The 18,391-nt window shown below is 64.4% G+C and carries 16 protein-coding genes; 6 read left to right on the top strand and 10 right to left on the bottom strand.

The annotated features are described in order from the left end of the window. Window positions 1-328: 328 nt before the first annotated feature. Window positions 329-487, bottom strand: coding sequence for a hypothetical protein (locus PEP31012_RS23730; protein WP_174978306.1), 159 nt, complete (start codon window positions 485-487; stop codon window positions 329-331). A gap of 182 nt (window positions 488-669) precedes the next feature. Between PEP31012_RS23730 and PEP31012_RS18755 the strand changes: the two genes are divergently transcribed. Beyond that, on the top strand, window positions 670-2,946 hold the full coding sequence (locus PEP31012_RS18755) for an autotransporter outer membrane beta-barrel domain-containing protein (RefSeq protein WP_150590819.1): 2,277 nt from the start codon (window positions 670-672) through the stop codon (window positions 2,944-2,946). Between the two features lie 247 nt (window positions 2,947-3,193). Here the strand turns inward: PEP31012_RS18755 and PEP31012_RS18760 are convergent, their stop codons facing one another. Both PEP31012_RS18760 and PEP31012_RS18765 read right to left on the bottom strand, forming a co-directional pair. Then, window positions 3,194-4,258: a porin gene (locus tag PEP31012_RS18760; RefSeq protein ID WP_150590820.1), complete on the bottom strand. Its 1,065-nt coding sequence runs from the start codon at window positions 4,256-4,258 to the stop codon at window positions 3,194-3,196. Window positions 4,259-4,778: 520 nt separating this feature from the next. Next, on the bottom strand, window positions 4,779-5,708 hold the full coding sequence (locus tag PEP31012_RS18765; protein WP_150590821.1) for a LysR family transcriptional regulator: 930 nt from the start codon (window positions 5,706-5,708) through the stop codon (window positions 4,779-4,781). A gap of 296 nt (window positions 5,709-6,004) precedes the next feature. Here PEP31012_RS18765 and PEP31012_RS18770 point away from each other — a divergent pair, with 296 nt between their 5' ends. The 3 genes from PEP31012_RS18770 to PEP31012_RS18780 all read left to right on the top strand — a co-directional run bounded on the left by PEP31012_RS18770 (window position 6,005) and on the right by PEP31012_RS18780 (window position 10,381). Beyond that, the gene (locus tag PEP31012_RS18770; protein ID WP_246171385.1) at window positions 6,005-6,979 is read left to right on the top strand and encodes an NAD(P)-dependent oxidoreductase; all 975 of its coding nucleotides are present in this window, start codon (window positions 6,005-6,007) and stop codon (window positions 6,977-6,979) included. A gap of 99 nt (window positions 6,980-7,078) precedes the next feature. Further along, on the top strand, window positions 7,079-8,593 hold the full coding sequence (locus PEP31012_RS18775; protein ID WP_150590823.1) for an aldehyde dehydrogenase family protein: 1,515 nt from the start codon (window positions 7,079-7,081) through the stop codon (window positions 8,591-8,593). Between the two features lie 420 nt (window positions 8,594-9,013). Next, window positions 9,014-10,381 (top strand): DUF3100 domain-containing protein, encoded by a 1,368-nt coding sequence (locus PEP31012_RS18780; protein ID WP_150590824.1) that lies wholly within the window; start codon window positions 9,014-9,016, stop codon window positions 10,379-10,381. A gap of 229 nt (window positions 10,382-10,610) precedes the next feature. Here PEP31012_RS18780 and PEP31012_RS18785 read toward each other — a convergent pair whose 3' ends face one another. After that, window positions 10,611-10,877, bottom strand: a complete 267-nt coding sequence (locus PEP31012_RS18785; protein WP_150590825.1) for a hypothetical protein — start codon at window positions 10,875-10,877, stop codon at window positions 10,611-10,613. A gap of 817 nt (window positions 10,878-11,694) precedes the next feature. Between PEP31012_RS18785 and PEP31012_RS18790 the strand changes: the two genes are divergently transcribed. Continuing rightward, window positions 11,695-12,369: a TetR/AcrR family transcriptional regulator gene (locus PEP31012_RS18790; protein WP_150590826.1), complete on the top strand. Its 675-nt coding sequence runs from the start codon at window positions 11,695-11,697 to the stop codon at window positions 12,367-12,369. An 11-nt stretch (window positions 12,370-12,380) separates the two neighbouring features. Next, entirely contained in the window at window positions 12,381-13,337 is a 957-nt protein-coding gene (locus tag PEP31012_RS18795; protein WP_150590827.1) for a LysR substrate-binding domain-containing protein, read from the top strand. A 119-nt stretch (window positions 13,338-13,456) separates the two neighbouring features. Here the strand turns inward: PEP31012_RS18795 and PEP31012_RS18800 are convergent, their stop codons facing one another. From PEP31012_RS18800 to PEP31012_RS18825, 6 genes are all read right to left on the bottom strand, one after another. After that, window positions 13,457-13,816 carry a helix-turn-helix domain-containing protein gene (locus PEP31012_RS18800; RefSeq protein ID WP_017234237.1) on the bottom strand — a complete coding sequence of 120 codons (360 nt, stop codon included), beginning with the start codon at window positions 13,814-13,816 and terminating at the stop codon, window positions 13,457-13,459. 212 nt (window positions 13,817-14,028) lie between these two features. Then, a complete protein-coding gene (locus tag PEP31012_RS18805) occupies window positions 14,029-14,739 on the bottom strand; it encodes an ABC transporter ATP-binding protein (protein WP_150590828.1) in 711 nt (236 codons plus the stop codon). Next, window positions 14,736-15,506, bottom strand: a complete 771-nt coding sequence (locus PEP31012_RS18810; RefSeq protein WP_150590829.1) for an ABC transporter ATP-binding protein — start codon at window positions 15,504-15,506, stop codon at window positions 14,736-14,738. The genes PEP31012_RS18805 and PEP31012_RS18810 overlap by 4 nt, the downstream gene beginning before the upstream one ends. Next, window positions 15,503-16,477, bottom strand: coding sequence for a branched-chain amino acid ABC transporter permease (locus PEP31012_RS18815; RefSeq protein WP_150590830.1), 975 nt, complete (start codon window positions 16,475-16,477; stop codon window positions 15,503-15,505). The genes PEP31012_RS18810 and PEP31012_RS18815 overlap by 4 nt, the downstream gene beginning before the upstream one ends. Before the next feature lie 8 nt (window positions 16,478-16,485). Next, the gene (locus PEP31012_RS18820; RefSeq protein WP_150590831.1) at window positions 16,486-17,406 is read right to left on the bottom strand and encodes a branched-chain amino acid ABC transporter permease; all 921 of its coding nucleotides are present in this window, start codon (window positions 17,404-17,406) and stop codon (window positions 16,486-16,488) included. Further along, window positions 17,403-18,275 carry an alpha/beta hydrolase gene (locus tag PEP31012_RS18825; RefSeq protein ID WP_150590832.1) on the bottom strand — a complete coding sequence of 291 codons (873 nt, stop codon included), beginning with the start codon at window positions 18,273-18,275 and terminating at the stop codon, window positions 17,403-17,405. Before PEP31012_RS18825 ends, PEP31012_RS18820 begins: the two co-directional genes overlap by 4 nt. Window positions 18,276-18,391: the final 116 nt, after the last annotated feature.

The following is an 18,391-nucleotide window of genomic DNA, read 5'->3' on the forward strand; positions in this document are numbered from 1 at the left end:
GACATGCAGCTCAAGAAGCAACTGGAAGTGCGCGTGGGCGGCAACGTCAGCGTGCGCAAGGGCGAAAGCGCGCTGGGCGGCGGTATCTCGGCGAAGTATCGCTTCTAAAGGCGTGAGCAGGACGCTTCCCTCGCAAGGGGAAAGCACAGATCGCTTCCCAAGGCGATCCGTCTGGCGCGACGAGCTGTCATGATCGACGCGCCATAGGTTTCCCACGATTGGGTCGAAACCCCCGTTACTGATCGGTAACGGGGGTTTTGCTATTGGAAAACGCTTTCAGAAAGCGGAGACAACACCGCTGAAAACAATGCGCGGATCGGAGCGCCGATCATTCGATGCCGTGTGAATCGATTCGGTGAATGCCATGCGCACTTCGCGTTGCCGGTGACGTCGTGCTGCTTCCCATGTTGTGAGGGCTAATGGCTATAAATTCCGCGATTTTATGGTGGATTTTTTGCGTTTCGATGATATTGATGGGGATTTTCACCTTGTTTTCCGTGGGATATGTCCCAAGGCGAGGGTTTTGGGTGAGTAAATTCCCAATGCCCCAGCCCAAAGACCGTTAATACGTTAATCACGTCCTAAGATTCGTGTCACTCATCGAATGCAACGCAACTTGCGGATTGGCATTCGACATTGCCAATCACGAATTTAAGAGGGACGTAGAACATGAAGGTCAACGCTATCGACACCAACACCGGTCTCCATTCCACCCACGACGCCGACACGCTTGCGGCACGTGTACGACGTACGGCCATTGCTGGCGCGGCGGCTGTCGCCCTGACGGGCGGCGGCATGGTGAGCGCCAACGCCGCAACGGAAATGGTGGCCGAATCGAGTGCCGCGGAAGAGAACTGGAAGCGAATGGGTCGGACGGCGGCCAAACAGTCGGGCCTGTCGATGGACCGTGCGGCTCAGGTGATCGCCGACGCGGCGGACAAGAAGGCCGAGTTGGTCATGGCCCTCACGGTTGAGCGCAAGCAGACGAAAGCGCTCATGGATGCCAGCGATGCCGTGCTCAAGGCCGAAGGCAATTTCTTTCAGCGTGGACTTGATCAAGCCGAGAAGCGCCTCGACAAGGCGCGCGCCAACCTGAGCAAGGCAACGCAGATGCGTGAAGCGACCCAGGCACGTCATGAGTCCTTGGCGCAAGAGAAGGCCAATGCGACGCTGACGCTGTGGCAAAACGCGGCTGCGCAGTTGACGGCCGGTGCCTCGAACCAGGAGCCGACCGAGTCGCTGACGGTCAAGCACGAGCGCACGTTCACCGATGCGTCGGGCCTTTCGACGGACGACTTCTTCAAGCGCATCGACGACGCCATCGCCCGCGGCAAGGAAAACAACGCGAAAATGGCCGCGGAACTCGACAAGCCGGCGTTCCTGAAGCAGAAAGACCACGAAATTGCGAAAGCCAAGCGCGCCCTCGAACTTCTGAAGTCCAAGCAGAAGGCCAAGCTGATGGTGGCGAAGGCCCCGCTGGTCGAAACCGCTTCGGCACTCAGCGTGCCCGCACCGGCACCTGCGGTCGCCGAGATCGGCGAAGTGGCCGCCGCCGCGACCGAGTCTGCAGCGAAAGCAATGCCCACCGTCGTGATGGCAGATGCCTCGGATGTCGACTGGCGCAAGTGGTTGGACGACAAGACCCGCGAGATCAAGGAAGGTACCGAGACGACGGCTCGCATCGTCGAGACGAGCGAGCATGCCACCGATGAGGAAAAGGTGACGACGCGTCAAGTGCTGACCGAAGTCATTGAAACGCTGGAACAGGAACGTGGCGAGTCGACCGGCGACGATGGCAAGGAAACCAACCCCGATGACGTCACCCGCGCGGGTGTGGATTCGACGGACAGCGACGTGGGTGACGATTCGACGGATACCGTTGTGGGTGTCGACGAATCCGTCGCCACCGAGTCGCCTGCGGAGCCCACCGAATCGGAAGCTTCGGTGCAACCCGTCAACCCGGCCATCCAGGCCATGGCCGCCGGTGTCGTGCTGACGCAGATGGCCAACGCGGCGCAGCAGAACGCTGACCTGTTCCGCAAGGGCATGCAAGACCGCCTGTCGGGCGACGATGCGTTCATGCAGCCCACGGACATCGCCTCGGCAACGAGCGGTATCTCCACTTGGGCGCAAGCCATGGGCGGCCAGACGACCGGCCAGGCGCGTGGTGATGCCGCCGGATTCTCCATGCGCGGCGCTGGCATGGTCGCCGGCATCGACGTCAAGAAGAACAATACGCGCATCGGTGTGGCCGTCGGCTACGCGGATGCCAATGTCGATGCCAACGGCGAGCACAGCCAGAACGCTTCGTCGAAGGTCGGCACGTACAGCGTCGGTTTGTATGGCGCCCACGAAGTCGACGGCTGGTTCGCGAACGGTGGCGTGTCGTACAGCGCACACACCATCAAGAGCCAGCGCGCGGCCAAGCTCGGTGGCGAGATCTATGGCCTCTCCGGCAAGACGAGCGCCGCAACCGTCGGCGGCTTCGCGCAGTTCGGCAAGCATATCGTCACCCACGCCGTGAACATCGATCCGAGCGTTACGCTCAAGGTGTCGAACACGTCGGTCAAGGGGTTCACCGAAAACGGCGAAGGCGGCCTCAAGGTCGACGGTAGCCAATTCAACTCGGCACGCGTGGGCATCGGTGCCCGCCTGTGGAAGGAATTCGGCGACGCGTCGCACAGCATCACGCCGTCGCTGCGCATCGCTTACGAGCGGGAGTTGGCGCATGCGGCGCCGTCGATGGACGTCGCCCTCGCCAACGCCGCGAACGCGGGTTCGATGACGGTCACGGGCCACAAGCTCGGCCGCGATATCGTGAGCGCGGAAGCCGGTGTCGATGTGAAGTTCGGCAAGAAGCTCTCGTTGCGCGGTGGCGTGAACGGCAGCCTGCGTCAGGGTCAAACGCAAGCCGGTGTGGCCGGCTCGCTCAAGTACGTCTGGTAATCCAGAGGTGAGCGGGTGCCGGCACGTCCGGCACCCACTTCGCGAGGTAGTAGCAGTAGTAGCAGTAGCGGTAGCAGTAGCAGCGGTCTCTACAGTAACGGCAGCAGTCGCAGAAGTAACGGCAGCAGTAATCGCAGTAACGTTTGTCCAAGCAGTCAAGAAAAAGCCGTCCGGCAATGCGCCGGACGGCTTTTTTTTCATCTTGCGTTCGTCGTCGACGTTCGCGCGTTACGTGCGCGCTATTCGATCAGAACGAGTGCGACACGCCGATGTAGGCACCGGTCTGGCTCTTCCCGGCGGGCGGGTTGTCGAGCGAATCGCTCGGAATGGCGGCGACGGAGAAGCTCTGATTGGCGCTGTTCTTCACGTAGGCGAGCGTGCCATACAGGAACGTGCGCTTCGAGAGGCTGTACGTCGTGCCCACTTCGAACATCGTGGCGTTGCCGAAACCGCCCGGCACGTTGACGTGATAGACCGCCGCATTCGCCGCCCAGACCTGCGTGGCTTGATACCTCACGCCCGCCCAGTAATGGTCGGCACGTGTGGCGAAGTCGGGCGAGGGCGCGTCCGGAGCGGACATGTGCGTGTAGCCCAGCGAAATCGTGAAGCGGTTCAGGAACACGTTCGCACCGGCGAAGTACTCGCGCGACGTGGCGAAGACGTCGGTGAAGCGCCCGGTGCTGTCGCGAATTTCGTCATACAGGGCGCGCAACTGGAACCGGTCGTGCGTGTAGGTCAACTGCGCCCCCATGCCGCGCCCGTTGTTGAACTGCCCGGCGATATTCGAGAACGCATACTGGCCCGCCACGTCGAAGCCGTACCAGTTCGGACTTTGATAGTTGACGGTGTTGCTTGCCTGCGGCCAGTTGCGTCCGCGCACGAGCGACGCCGAGGAGAAGGCCTGCTGCTGGAACGGGTCGAAGTCCCAGACCCCGTTGCTGATGAACAGGTTTCGCCCGATCGTCAGCTGCCCCCAAGAACGGGAGTTGAAGCCGACCAGCGCTCGCCGGTCGAAGATCGAGCCCGTGCCACGGTTGTTGAAGCCGTTCATCAACTGGAAGCCGCTCTCCAGATTGAATACCGCATGCAAACCCTGCCCGAGATCTTCATAGCCGCGCAGGCCGAACAGGCTCGTGCCGTAGTCGCCGCCTTGCGCGCTCCAGCGCGAGACCGTGCCGCCGTTGCCGTCCTGAATATGGTTCATGAACTGAAAGCCGCCGTCCACGCGGCCATAGAGTTGCACGCTCGATTGCGCGTGCGCGAACGTGCCGATGCTGCAAAGCAGGCTGGCTGCGATGAGCTTCTTTTTCATGGTCTGCCCCCCAGGTTACGTTTTGCCCCGCGCCTTCGAGCGTAGTGATGGCCGTCGTCGTCGCGCAGCGACCGTGCGACGACGACACGTGATGCCGTCGAAAAAGCTTGAAAAGCCTGAAAATTCGTTACGAACGACAAAGCTTCGGGAGGCGGCCACGCCTGGGCAACGGGCGCCGCATGGAGAAATGCGGGCGGTTGCGAGTGATGCCGTCACGCTCTGGTCGTCAGAGATCGTCGTCATGGCAGTCCACTGGCGTAGGGCCGACGGCTGCGCGGCGTCAAGACAGGCCCACGCGCGGCCGTACGACCGGATTTGGCTGGCGAGGCGGCACGCGATACGTCGCATGTGATGGACTGCGACGCAACGTGACCCCCTGGCCCGGATGACTTCTTTTATATCCGAATTCCGCGCCGCGCAACATCGGGTAAAGGCTTAGTAGCCCGATTGTTGCGTGCCCGCAACCGACGCGGCGGGGCGCGGCGACCCGGAGCGCATCCGGCAATGTCGACCGCTCGCGTCAGTCCGGAGCCCCGAACGCTTCCATCTTGCTCTCCAGGTGGGTCAGCAGACGGTTGGCCGCGCCGGACAGTCGACGGCCGGCGCGCGTGACGAGATGGGCCTCGGCCCGCTCGAGAATCGGGTGATCGATCGGTAGCGCCCGCAACTCGCCGGCCTCGATCTCCTGCGACACGGCAAACGCGGGCAGGAAGGTCGCGCCCAGCCCGGCGCGCACGAAATGCTTTAGCACGGAAATCGAGTTCGTCGCGACCGCGGGCGTCAACCGATATTTTTCCGACTGTTCGGCCAGTGCCATCAATTGGCGCGTGCCGTACGCCCCGTGCATGAGGGCAAGCGGTACGTCATACAGCGCGTCGAGCTTGAGCCCCCCGGTCGCGGCGCATCGCTCGACGAGCGGCGAGTCGGGCGCGACGATGGCGTGCACCGGCTGGCGCATTTGCGCGCGCGACACGATCTTGGGTTCGGCCGGCGGGTTGTAGACCAGCCCGATATCCGCGTCGTCTTCCGCCACGAGCCGCATGACTTCGTTGGTTCCCGCCAGATCGAGCGTCAGCGTGATGTCGGGATAGCGCTTGCAGAAGAACTGCAGCGGCGGGCCCATCAAATCGCTGATAAACCCTTCGCCGACGGCCAGCCGGATATGTCCGCGCCGCAATCCCCGGACTTCCTGCAGCTTGGCAAGCAAGTCCTCCTGATGCGCGCGCTGCTCCCGGTAATACTCCATGAGCAGCCGGCCAGCCTGCGTCAGGTGGACGCCGCGCTTGTGGCGTTCGATGAGCGGCAGCGCCAATTCGGCTTCGAGCAGGGCGATCTGGCGGCTGACGGCCGAGGGCGCGATATCGAGCCGGTCCGCCGCGGCGCGCACGGTGCCGCACTGAACGGCTTCAAATAGATACAACAGACGGCTTTCATTGATGGCAGGTGTCATACCCTAAAGACTAATTTTTAGAACAAAAATCTTCAAGCGTTGTCATTGAGCGTCGTTTTTTTTCAATCCACACTGCAAAACATGCGGATCGGCCCTGTTGGCGGGCAACGAACCCAGGCGAGGCCCACCGACGGCGGCCCGACTCCGCGCCCGCTTCAACGTGACACCTCAGGCGGTTCGGGGACTGGCGCACCGGCCATCCGTCGGGATGCCAGGGCCGACCACACGCGCCTCATGCAGGCCGCGTTGAAGGCACAGGGCCGTATCGATTCCCCTCTGCACCGGGCATCCCGGGAATTCCCAAGCGTTGGCCGGAGGGTCCGGCTGACCAAGCAACGCGACGTCGCCCGTGGGGGCGGTGTCATTCTCGCAGTCAATCTGGAGTCAACATGAAAATCATCGGAGTGGTCGGACTGGGCAACATGGGACGCGGCATGGCGCTGTCGTTGCAGCGCGGCGGCTTCACGGTGCTCGGTTTCGATCCGTCGCCGGCCGCGGCTCGCGCCTTGGCCGACGCGGGCATCGGCCTGCGGGCTTCGGTCGCGGACCTCGCCCGCGAAGCCGACGCCCTCGTGCTGTCGCTGCCGACGTCGCAAGTGGTCGAAGCCGTGGTGAACGGTGCCGACGGGATTGCCGCGAACGGTCGCGAAGGGCTGGTCGTCATCGACACATCGACAGCCGATCCGGCCAGCACGCGGGCGCTGGCCGCCACGCTGCGCGAGACGGGCATCGCGCTGGTCGACGCCCCGGTCTCCGGCGGCCCGAAGGGCGCCCTGAACGGTGCGCTCACGATGGTGCTGGGCGGTTCGGTGGAAGACGTCGCGCGCGTCGAGCCAGTGCTCGCCGCCATGTCGGCCAAGCGCGTGCACATCGGCGATGTGGGCGCCGGTCACGTGACCAAGCTGATCAACAACCTGATGTGCGCGGCGCATCTCGTCGTGGCCGGCGAAGCGATGCGTCTGGCCGAGGCGGCGGGCGTCGCGCCGGCACAAGTGCTGGAGGGCTTGAATGCCGGCTCGGGCCGCAGCGGCGTGACGCAGACCCACTACCCGACGTGGATCCTCAACAACGCGTTCGACTCCGGTTTCACGATGAAGCTCATGCGCAAGGACGTGCGTCTGGCGATGGCGCTCGCGCAGCAGACGGGCACGCTCGCCACCGGACCGCTCTCGGCCGAAGTCGGCCGTCTGTGGGCCGCGAGCGCGGCGACCGTGGGCGATGACGAGGACTTCAACCGCATCGTGCAGTTCATCGAGCCGGGTCGGGCGTAATCACGCGGCAGTGCTCGTGGCGTTACGCCTCGGCGTTTGATTCTCCTTTTTGTTTGACGATACGATGCGCCCGCGGGGCGCGTCGCACGGAGTGTTCTCATGGCAGACCAACAAGCCGCCGCTTTGCTCGGCGCATTCGCAAAGTTCTTCCCCAAGGCCACCACTATCGGCTCGTTCGTGAACGGTGAGCTGCTCGAAGGCTCGGGCGAAGCGAGCATCGAGATCGTGAACCCGGCCACTGGCCAGACGGTGCTGACATACCGCGACGCCGGCGCGGCCGTCGTGGCCCAGGCGGCCGACGCCGCGCAAGCCGCACAGAAAACCTGGTGGGCGTTGACGCATGCGGCCCGCGGTCGTGTGATGCAGGCCGTCGGCGGCAAGATTCGCGAAAACGCCGAAGCGCTCGCCCAGCTCGAATCGCTCGGCGCAGGCAAGCCGATCCGCGACTGCCGGGGCGAAGTCGCCAAGGTCGCCGAGATGTTCGAGTACTACGCGGGCTGGACCGACAAGTTCTACGGCGATGTCATCCCCGTGCCGAGCACGCACCTGAACTACACGCGTCGCGAAGCCATGGGCGTGGTGTTGCAGATTACGCCGTGGAACGCCCCGGTCTTTACCTGCGGCTGGCAGCTTGCCCCAGCCATCGCCATGGGCAACGGCGTGTTGCTCAAGCCATCGGAACTCACCCCGGCCAGCTCGCTCGTGGTGGCCGCGCTCGCCGAGCAGGCCGGCGTGCCGCGCGGTCTCATCAACGTGCTCGCCGGGTTTGGTCACACCACCGGTCAGGCGGCGATCTCGCATCCGGTCGTCAAGAAGGTGGTGTTCGTCGGCTCGCCGGCCACGGGCAGCAAGATCGCCGCGGCCGCTGCGCAGCGCCTGCTGCCCAGCGTGCTGGAGTTGGGGGGGAAGTCGGCCAATATCGTGTTCAACGATGCCGACCTGAAGCGCGCCTGCCTCGGCGCCCAGGCCGCCATCTTCTCGAGCGCGGGTCAGAGCTGCGTGGCCGGTTCGCGTCTGCTGGTGCAGCGCGGCGTGTACGACGAGATGGTCGACATGCTTGCGCGCGGCGCGCAGAAGATCCGTGTGGGCGAACCGCTCGACGACACCACCGAAGTCGGTCCGATCTGCAACCGCACCCAATATCAGCACGTGATGAACATGATCGATGCGGGCGTCGCGGGCGGTGCGCGTCTGGCGGCCGGTTCGCAGCAGCGCAGCGACGGCGGCTTCTTCGTGCGCCCGACGGTGCTGGCCGACGCCACCAATGCGATGGGCGTGGCGCGTACCGAAATCTTCGGCCCGGTCGTCGTGGCGATTCCGTTCGACACGGAGGAAGAGGCACTGGCGATCGCGAATGACAGCGAGTTCGGGCTGGCCGGTGCGGTGTGGACGCAAGACGTCGCCCGCGCACACCGCGTGGCGGCACAGGTCAATGCCGGCACGTTCTGGATCAACGGCTACAAGACGATCAACGTCGCGTCGCCATTCGGCGGCTACCACCACAGCGGCTACGGCCGCTCCAGCGGCGTGGAGGCGTTGTACGAGTACACGCAGACCAAGAGCGTGTGGGTCGAGACCGCCGCAAACCCGGCCACGCCGTTCGGCTACGTCTGATCCTGGCGTGCGGTAAGTCGGTGGTCGGTCAGTGGTAAGTCATTGGCCGGGCCGCGGCAAGCGGTGAGTTGTCATCCCGCGTTCCGCGATGGGAAACGTCGCGTCGATGAATGAGAAAGCGACCGAGCACCGGTCGTGAGACCGAGCTGGGTACGAAGCCGTTTCAGCCTGCGGGATTCGGGGCTGAAACGGCGATTTTGACCGCGTATAATGCCGCCCTCGGGTGGTTCGGCGCGGAACGCTGTTGCTGTCACCGAGGCGTGCCGACCTGGCGAGCCGTCAGGCGTCATGGGGAAGTCCGACGGTCTGGGGACCGGCGGATGGCGTGCCGAATTTCCTTAACCACCGAAATGTTCGTACACCTTCCGGGCGACCGGACGGCATCGGACCGGTTCAATCGCAAGTGCAGGGGAGACCCAGATGGCAGTCATGGAAAAAAGTGCGGGCCAACCGCAAGGGGGCGCCTTCAGCGATGGTGTGCGCCTATATATTTGGGCAATCGTGATTCTCGTGATCGCAGAGCTGATCGGGGCGATCAGCATCAATGCCGGTCACGGCAAGATCGTGTTGTTGCCGATGGTCTGGGCGTTGCTGCTCGGCGCGGCGTTGGGCCTGTCGCAAGCCCGTCTGCCGCGTTTTGCGCAGATCAACCTGTCGATGCAGCATCAGGCGTCCGCCATTCTGCAACCCGCACTGCTGCTGTTCGTGGCGAAACTGGGTTTGCTCGTGGGCGGTTCGCTGCCCAAGCTGGTGGCCGCCGGTTGGGCGCTCGTATTCCAGGAGTTCGGCCACTTCGTGGGCACGATCATCCTGGGGTTGCCAGTGGCCTTGATGCTTGGCATCAAGCGCGAAGCCATTGGCGCAACCTTCTCGGTTGGCCGTGAACCGAGCCTCGCCATCATCGGTGAAAAGTACGGCTTCGATTCGCCCGAAGGCCGCGGCGTGCTGGCCGAGTACCTCACGGGCACGGTGTTCGGCGCAGTGTTCATTTCGCTGTTCGCGGGCTTCGTCGCCAGCCTGAACCTGTTCCATCCGCATTCTCTCGCCATGGGCGCCGGCGTGGGCTCGGGCTCGATGATGGCCGCCGCCGCCGGCGCCATCGCCGCGCAGCAAACGCCGGAAGTCGCCAAGGAAGTGGCCACGTTTGCCGCCGCATCGAACCTGATCACGACGACCATCGGCACGTACTTCACGCTGTTCATCTCGCTGCCGCTGGCCGTGTGGGGCTACCGCGTCATGGAGCCGGTGCTGGGCCGCATGAGCCGCCGCGGGCGTGCCAACGCGGAAGCCGCGGCCGTGGCCGATGCCGAAGCCGCCAAGGAACTCAAGCAAGCGAGCACGGCGCATACCGTCGAGATGAATTTCGGGGCGCGTTTGTTCGCCTGGGTGTTCTCGGGCGCGCTGGCACTGGTCGGTAACACTATCGCCTTCAAGACGCCGTTTCTCGATGGCGTGCCGGGCATGGTCATCATGATCGGTGCCGTGATCGTGGGCGAAGCGCTGTACTTCGTTACGCGCCGCAAGGTGCCCGCCGTGTGCTGGGTGTCGCTCATCGCGATGTTCCTGACCTCGCCGGCCTTTCCGTTCGCACCGGTCGTCGAGCAGTTCACCGGCAAGATCAACTTCCTCTCGCTGGTCACGCCGATGCTGACCTACGCCGGCCTGTCGGTCGCCAAGGATGTGCCGGCGTTCCGTCGCCTCGGTTGGCGCATCGTGGTCGTGTCGTTCCTCGCGAACGCCGGCACGTTCCTCGGCGCAGCGTTCATCGCCGAGTTCTTCCACGTGTAAGGCCGACTCGACCTGCGCGGCAGTCACGCGCCGCATGCAGGCAGGGAAAACGAATACGCCACGGCATGCCGTGGCGTATTTTTTTGCGCGTCGGAAGGGGCGGGCTCAGGGCTTGGTGGTGGCCGCGTCGGCTTGCGAGCGCTCATGACATTGAACGGTGGCGGCGACAACGTGCTCGCGACGCGATGCCGGTCGAGCTGAGTGCCGCCCGATGCTGCGGTGACGGCGATCAGCGGCGATGGCGATCGTCCGTGACGACGTTACCGATCACGCCACCGACGACCGCGCCCCCCACGGTTGTGCCGAGGTCGCCGCCGGAGATGAGGGCGCCGCCAAGCGCGCCGACGCCGGCACCGACGGCCGTATTACGCGACTCGCGAGGCGTCATGCCGCCGCAACCGGCCAGCGTGCCGACCAAGGCGGCGCCCACGAGTACCGGGCCTGCGGAGCGCGAAATCTTGGAGAGGTGCGAGATCCATCGTTGTGTAGTTTTCATGACGCGTGGCTCCTTCAAACGGGGCGTCGGGCCCCGGGAATTTGCAGGTGTGACCTGCCGTTAAAACAAGCGCTGACCGACGGTGCCGGCAAGGCGAAAGTGCAATGCCCGATCCAAGCCCAGATGGTGCGAAGTCGATGCGCAGTCCACAGGGGCATCGCGGTATACGGGTATCGCGCGGCGTTCATTGCGCCGGTCGTCGGCGTGGACTGACGAATGTCTGACACCGGTTTGACGCAAGTTGCGACATTTGGATCGCCCGATCTTGTAAGACTTTGTAAAGCCCTTTTGTCACGCCTGATCGCGGGGCGTCGATGCGTATCTGACTGTACGCTTGCCTAACGGTTGATAATTTGCAATCCGAATTAATTGGCGTGTGCGATGGAAATCATTTTGTATCGTGGTTCTGCGAGTGCTGCGAGTACTTCCAGTGCTGCGCCGTCGCGCATGTTCGTCCCCGATGCGCCACCGTCGACATCGCCGAGGCACCGAGGCATGCCGACAACATGATGCCGAAATTGTTCAAATTTGAAATACTTTGGGTGGGTCGCGAAAAGGCGCCGTGGATGTCCACGAGTCCCGGATGCGCGAAACGTGCGAAACATGCGATTACGCGGCGTATAACGCGATGGCTGTCATCGCCATCCGCGCCGAATGCGGTGAAGCATCGGGAAAATCCGGGGGAGTGTTTGCGCTTAGTTTTCGCCGCAAGCTGCGTTTGCGCTGGCATACTGTGCGCGCTGAAGTTTGCTATTGAATTCAGCGATCGTTGAGACAAATCGATTGAGGTGCTCGGCCTATCCGTGCAGGCTTATCCATGCCACAAGTCAAGAAAGAAGACATTCGTCTGGCCATCCTGGAAGCGTCTCACGCCCTGTTTCTCGAAAAGGGCTACGTGGAAACCACGATGGTGCAGATCGCGAAGCGTGCGGGAATTTCCCACGCGAACATATACAGCTACTTCACCGCGAAGCTGCAGGTCTTCTTCTGCGTCTACGAAACCTGGTTCAAGGCGCGCATTGGCGCGCTGGAAGCCGAGGTCATGGCGGCACACGGCGCACATGCGCGCATGCGTACATTGCTCGGGGGGCTGCTGGTCCAGATGCCAAGACTGGACAACGGCTTTTCGCACAATCTGGTGCAGGCGCTGGCCACTGTCGGCCCGGGCGATCCCTATGACGCGTCGTTGCTGCACTGGTTTCGCGAGCGACTGTCGGACATGCTGGCCGCCGTCGCGCCGAGTCTGGCGCGCGATGGCGTACGACGCGCGCGTGTGGTGGAGATGCTTGTGCTGACGTTCGACGGGTGCCTCGTCAACCACCCTGTCAATCCGGCCTCGCTGCCGGACGCCGCGATGCTCGAGGAGTATGTTGCGGCCTTCCTGTCGGCTGAGCCCGCCGAATCCGATGCCGTGGCATCGGTGGCGCCCTCGGCGCAGGGCGTGCCGGGCGCGGCGTCGGTGATGCCGTCCGGCTCGGCCGCGGCGGCCTGAACAGCACGCCGATGCGCTCATTGCCCTGGACCGCCCTCAATCTCGGACGAAAGCTCAAGTTTCACCAGCTTCAGGTCTTCGATCGCGTGCTCGAGACGGGTTCACTCGTGCGCGCCGCCAATGAAACCGGTCTCACGCAGCCGGCCGTGAGCAAGATCGTGCACGAACTGGAGTCGTGTTTCGAAGGGCCGCTCTTCGTGCGCAGCAACCGTGGCATGCAGCCCACCGAGCTGGGCGAATTGCTCGGGCACCGCGTGAAGTCGCTGATGGCGGAGCTGCGCTACCTGACGGACGAAGTGAACGCGTTCAGCGCGGGTACCAGTGGACACGTCATCGTCGGTACGCTTATCTCGGCCGCGGCGGATCTGCTGCCGCGCACGATCGCGATGCTCAAGGCGCGGACTCCGGGGGTACGGGTCACGGTGCGCGAAGCGACGACCGCGCAACTCTTCCCCGCACTGGCGAGCGGCGACTTGGACGTTGTGGTGGGCCGTCTGCCCGAGCAGGCCTTGCCTGTCGCCAATGCCTTCGCGCTGACGCACGAAGTGCTCTTCAACGAATCGCTCAGCGTGGTCGGCGGGGCGCGTCACTGGACCCAGGCGCCGGCGCGTGTGCCGCTCGCGCAACTGCGTGAGGGGGCCTGGATTTTGCCGGTGCCGGAATCGCCGTCGCGGCTCGCGGCCGAGCGGCTCTTCCGCGACGCGGGGCTCGCGTTGCCCGACGATGTCGTCGAATCGCTCTCGGTGCTGACCAACATCGGCTTGATGCTGGAGACGCCCCGTGTGGCGCTGATGCCGCGGGTGGCGGCCACGCCCTTCGTGGAGTCGGGATTGCTGCGCGTACTGGCCGACACCATGCCGGGCAGCTTTGGCGACGTGGGCTATTCGCTGCGCGCCGACAAGTCGCCCAGCCCGGCGTGCGAGCGCTTCGTCGCGTGTCTTCGCGAAGCGTGTGGCCTCAAGCCGTAGCGCCTGGCTATCCTGCCCATCGATTCCCCAATAAACAAAAGGCGGCATGCCGGTACATCGGCATGCCGCCTTTTGCCATGCATCGGCACGTGCGGCGCACGAAACGACGGGAAGGCGAGTCAGAGACGCGCGAGCGAGGAGACGAGCCCCGGGTTCTGCTGCACGAGCCGAATCAGGCAGGCGGCTTGCGCATTGGGCCGCGCGCGACCCTGCTCCCAGTTCTCCAGCGTGCGCGGATTCGTACGCAAATAGTGCGCGAAGACGTTGCGCGACATACCGAGGTGTTTGCGCAGGGCGAGCAATTCGTCGGGAAAAACTTCCAGCTTGGGAAGCGGTGTGCGCGGCAGCTCCTTGATATTGAGCGGAAGATCCGCAGGCAGGCCGTTCTTGACGTGCGCCGGTTCGGCAGGCGGTGGCGCACCGGTGTCCTGAGAGAGCAGCCAGCGGAAGGGATTCGAAGGCGTATTGGAGTAAGCCATAGTCCTACCCGGGTGTCGGTGTTAAGTGAAGGGATAAGCACGCTTGCAAAGTCAATCAAGCGGAATCGATTGCACCACAGAGTTCTGCTGGGTGCTTTCACAAATCACTCCGGATTTTCGCGTCTGACACCTATCGAGTACTAAGCACCCCGCCGAGACGAGGTGCCGTAGAGTGTACGCAAAACGGTGCGGTACGCAGTGTGGCGCGTGCCTCAGACGCCCAGATAGGCCTGCAATTCCGGCAGCGCCTGACGCAGGCTCGGCGAGTCGCCTTGCCAAGCCACACGGCCTTTGTCGACGATGTAGTGGCGATCGCCGAGTTCGAGCATCGGTGCGAGATTCTTGTCGATGCACAGGATCGACAGCCCGCTGCCTTTGAGTTGCTTCAGGCATTGCCAGATTTCACCGCGAATGAGCGGTGCCAGCCCCTCGGTCGCTTCGTCAAGAATGAGTAATTTCGGATTCGTCATCAGCGCGCGGCCGATCGCGAGCATCTGCTGCTCGCCGCCGGACAGGTTGCTGCCGAGGTTTTTCTCGCGTTCGCGCAGCCGCGGGAACAGGCCGTAGATGCGCTCCAGCGTCCATGGCGAGCGCGCGCCATGACGATTGCCGGCGGTGGCGACGAGGTTCTCGCGCACCGTCAGCGTCGGGAATATCTGGCGTCCCTCCGGCACCAGACCCATGCCCGCGCGCGCGATACGGTGAGACGGGCTGGCGTGCACCGGCTGTCCATCGAACACGATCTCGCCACGGGCCGCACGCATGAGGCCCGTCATCGACTTGACGGTGGTCGACTTGCCCATGCCGTTGCGGCCGAGCAGCGTAACAAATGCGCCGCGCTCAATTTCCAGTTGCATGCCGAACAGCGCCTGGCTCGCGCCGTAGTACGACTCGACGCCGGACAAAGACAACAAGGGGCTCATGCGGTTGCTCCCAGCATTTCGTTGCGGGTGTCATCCCCGAGATAGGCTTCACGCACGCCCGCATCGTTGCGGATGGCGTCGGCGGTCCCGCAAGCGATGGCGCGTCCGTAGACGAGCACGGTGATGCGGTCGGCCAGCGCGAAGACGGCATCCATGTCGTGCTCCACCAGCACGATGGCGTAATCGCCCTTGAGATCGGCAAGCAGATGCGTCATCTGTTCGGACTCGGCCTGCGACATGCCGGCCATCGGCTCGTCGAGCAGCAGCAGTTTCGGGCGTCCCGCGAGCGCCATGGCCAGTTCGAGCTGGCGATGTTCGCCGTGGGCGAGGGCGCTGGCCGGCACGTGCATGCGCGCGGCCAGACCGGTGCGCGCCAGGATCTCGCGCGCGGGTTCGACGAGCGCCGTTTCGCGAATGGCCGGCCGCCAGAAGCCAAAGCTATGGCCTTGCATCGCCTGCACCGCCACGAGCACGTTCTCCAGCGCGGTGAACTCCCGAAACACCGACGTGATCTGATACGAGCGCGTGAGCCCCGCGCGCGCACGCTGCTCGATCGGCATGGCCGTGATGTCGTGTCCGTCGAAATGGATGCTGCCTTCGTCGGCGCGCAGCTCGCCGGCCAGTTGGCCGATGAGCGTGCTCTTGCCGGCGCCGTTCGGGCCGATGATGGCGTGCAGCTCCCCCGGCGCGACGTCCAGGCAGAAATGATCGGTGGCGGTCAGCCCGCCGTAGCGTTTGACCAGTTGGTCGACTCGAAGCAGCGTCATGCCTTGCCCTCCACGGTGCGGGCGCGACGGGCGAGTCGCACCTGCAGGTCGCCGAGCAGGCCATACAGGCCGCGTCGCGACACCAGTACCGCCACGACGATGAGCGGCCCGAAGATAATCATCCAGTGCTCCGTCATGCCCTTGAGCCACTCCTCGATGAGCAGCATGGCGGCGCTGCCCAGTACCGGCCCGAAGAACGATCCCAGCCCGCCGAGCACGACCATCACGATCAAGTCGCCCGACGCCGTCCAGGCCATATACGCGGGCGAGACGAAGTGCGTGAGATTGGCGTAGAGCATGCCGGCGACGCCGCAGGTCATGGCGCTGATGACGTAGGCCACCAGCTTGTAGCGCAACGTCGGAAAGCCGAGCGCGCGCATGCGGCGGTCGTTCTGGCGCGCGCCGCGAAGCACCATGCCGAAGCGTGCATCGACCAGCCGGCGACCGGCCCACACGCACAGGCACAGCACGGCGAACGCCACGTAGTACAGCGTGGCGGGGTCGTCCAGCGTCACGCTGCCGAAGCGGCTTCCGGCGGAGACCGGCAGGCCGTCGTCGCCGCCGTACTGCTTCAGCCCGACGGCGAGGAAGTAGAACATCTGGGCGAACGCCAGCGTGATCATGATGAAGGCGATGCCGGTCGTGCGCAGCGAAAGCAGGCCGGTGACGGCGCCGACGACGGCGCACAGCAGCAGCGTCGCCCCAAGATGGACGAAGCCGTTGTCGATGCCGTGATAGCTGAGGATGCCGACGACATACGCGCCCAAGCCCAGATACAGCGCGTGGCCGAAACTCACCATGCCGCCGTAGCCGAGAATCAGGTCGAGCGAGACGGCCGCAATGGCGAACACGACGATGCGCCCGAACAGGGTGAGATAGAACGGTTGCTGGGCAAACGTCGCGTAAAGGGGCACCAGCGCCAGTACGGCGAGCAACAGCAGCGGCACGGCGGTGCGAAGATTCAGTTTCATTTCCATCATCAACCGTGTTTGACCGGGAAGAGACCTTGCGGACGCACGGCAAGCACCGCGGCCATGACAAGGTAGATGAGCATCGACGCGATGGCGGGTCCGGCGGTGTCGGCGCTGCTGCGCTCCATGAGGCTGCGCAGCAGCGTGGGCAGGGCGGTGCGTCCCACCGTATCGACTACACCGACGATCAGCGCCGCGAGAAACGCCCCGCGTACCGAGCCGATGCCGCCGATCACGATCACGACCATGGTCAGGATGAGGATCGGCTCGCCCATGCCCGGCTGCACCGACAGGATGGGGCCGGCCATGAGCCCGGCAATCCCGGCGAGAATCGCGCCCAGCCCGAACAGCAGCGAGTTGAGCAGCACGATGTTCACGCCGAGCGCGCCAACCATCTGGCGGTGTGTCGAGCCGGCGCGAATCAGCATGCCGATGCGCGTGCGGTGAATCAGCAGATAGCAGCCCAGCGCCACCGCCAGCCCCACCACGATGATGAGGAAGCGATACGCCGGATACGCGAGGCCGAACAGGTTCACCGTGCCGGAGAGCCAGTCGGGCACTTCCATGTAATACGGCGACGGCCCCCAGATCATGCGCGCGAGTTCGTTGAAGAACAGGATCAGGCCGAAGGTGGCCAGCACCTGATCGAGGTGATCGCGATCGTACAGCGTCTTGAGTGCGACGAATTCGACGATCAGGCCGATCACCAGCATCGCGGGGAAGATGGCGATCGCGGCGAGCGCGAACGATCCCGTGGTGTTGTACACGGTGGCCGCGATGAACGCCCCGATCATGTAGAGCGAGCCGTGGGCGAGGTTGACGAAGTTCATGATGCCGAACACCAGCGTGAGGCCGGCGGCCATCAGGAACAGCAGCACCCCGAGTTGCAGCCCGTTCAGGCACTGCATGATGAAGAGTGTCGGACTCATGTGGCCTCCCGGGGCAGCCCCATCAGGCGAAAGACGGCTTGCGTGAGCGGGCTGGCGGTGTCGTTGAGCGTGAGCACGATATCGAAATGATTGGTGCCGGGCATCGGGACATAGTCGCCCGCAAAGCCGCGGGCGCGCCACGCCGCGAGATAGTCCTCGCTCTGGCGCTTGAATTCCGCCGTCTCGCTCTCGCCGTACGACACCACGATCGGGCAGCCGTGCGCGGGCAAGAGGAAGCGGGGACTGTTGCGATGCGCATCGTCGGCGGACAGCTTCATCCAGTCGTTGATGTGCGTGAACGGGATCGGCGTGAGATCGAACAGGCCGGAGAGCGGGATGGCGCCGGCGATGACGTCGTGCGGCACGCCGTAATCGTTGTGCCAGCCGTGGGCGAGCAGCATGCCCACGAGGTGGCCGCCGGCCGAGCTGCCGCACACGTGGATGCGACGCGCGTCGCCGTGATGCTCGCCAATGTGGCGGTACACCCAGGCCAGGGCGCGGCGCGTCTGGTCGACGATGGTGTCGAGCGAGGCGCCGGGCGCCAGCGAATAGTTGATCGTGACGACAGTGGCGCCCGCGCGCGTGAAGGCGGGGGCCATGTTGCTCGAATCGTCCTTGCCGAGCGCGCGCCAGTAGCCGCCGTGAACGAAGAAGAACACGGGGGCGCCGGGAATCGGCGATGGGAAGATGTCGAGTGTCTCGTCGGGGTGATCCCCGTAGGCGACATCGAGCACGCAGGGCGTGGTCGCGCGGGCATGCGCGCTCTCGGTGGCGTACTGCGTCAGGATGTCGAGAACGTTGGGGGTGGTGGCGCGAGCGTTGTACTGTACGTCCAGCTCGGCGTCGTCGAAATTGCGGTAGCGCTTCATATACCCTCGATAGTGCTCAGGTGCGGCTCGGGGCGTGCAACGGCGGTGCCGCCGGCCTATCGCGTTGCTTCACGTTGTGTCGCGTTGCATCGCGTTGTCTCGCGTTGTCTCGCGTC

It is taken from the genome of Pandoraea eparura, assembly GCF_902459725.1.
In the GTDB taxonomy this organism is placed as follows: domain Bacteria; phylum Pseudomonadota; class Gammaproteobacteria; order Burkholderiales; family Burkholderiaceae; genus Pandoraea; species Pandoraea eparura.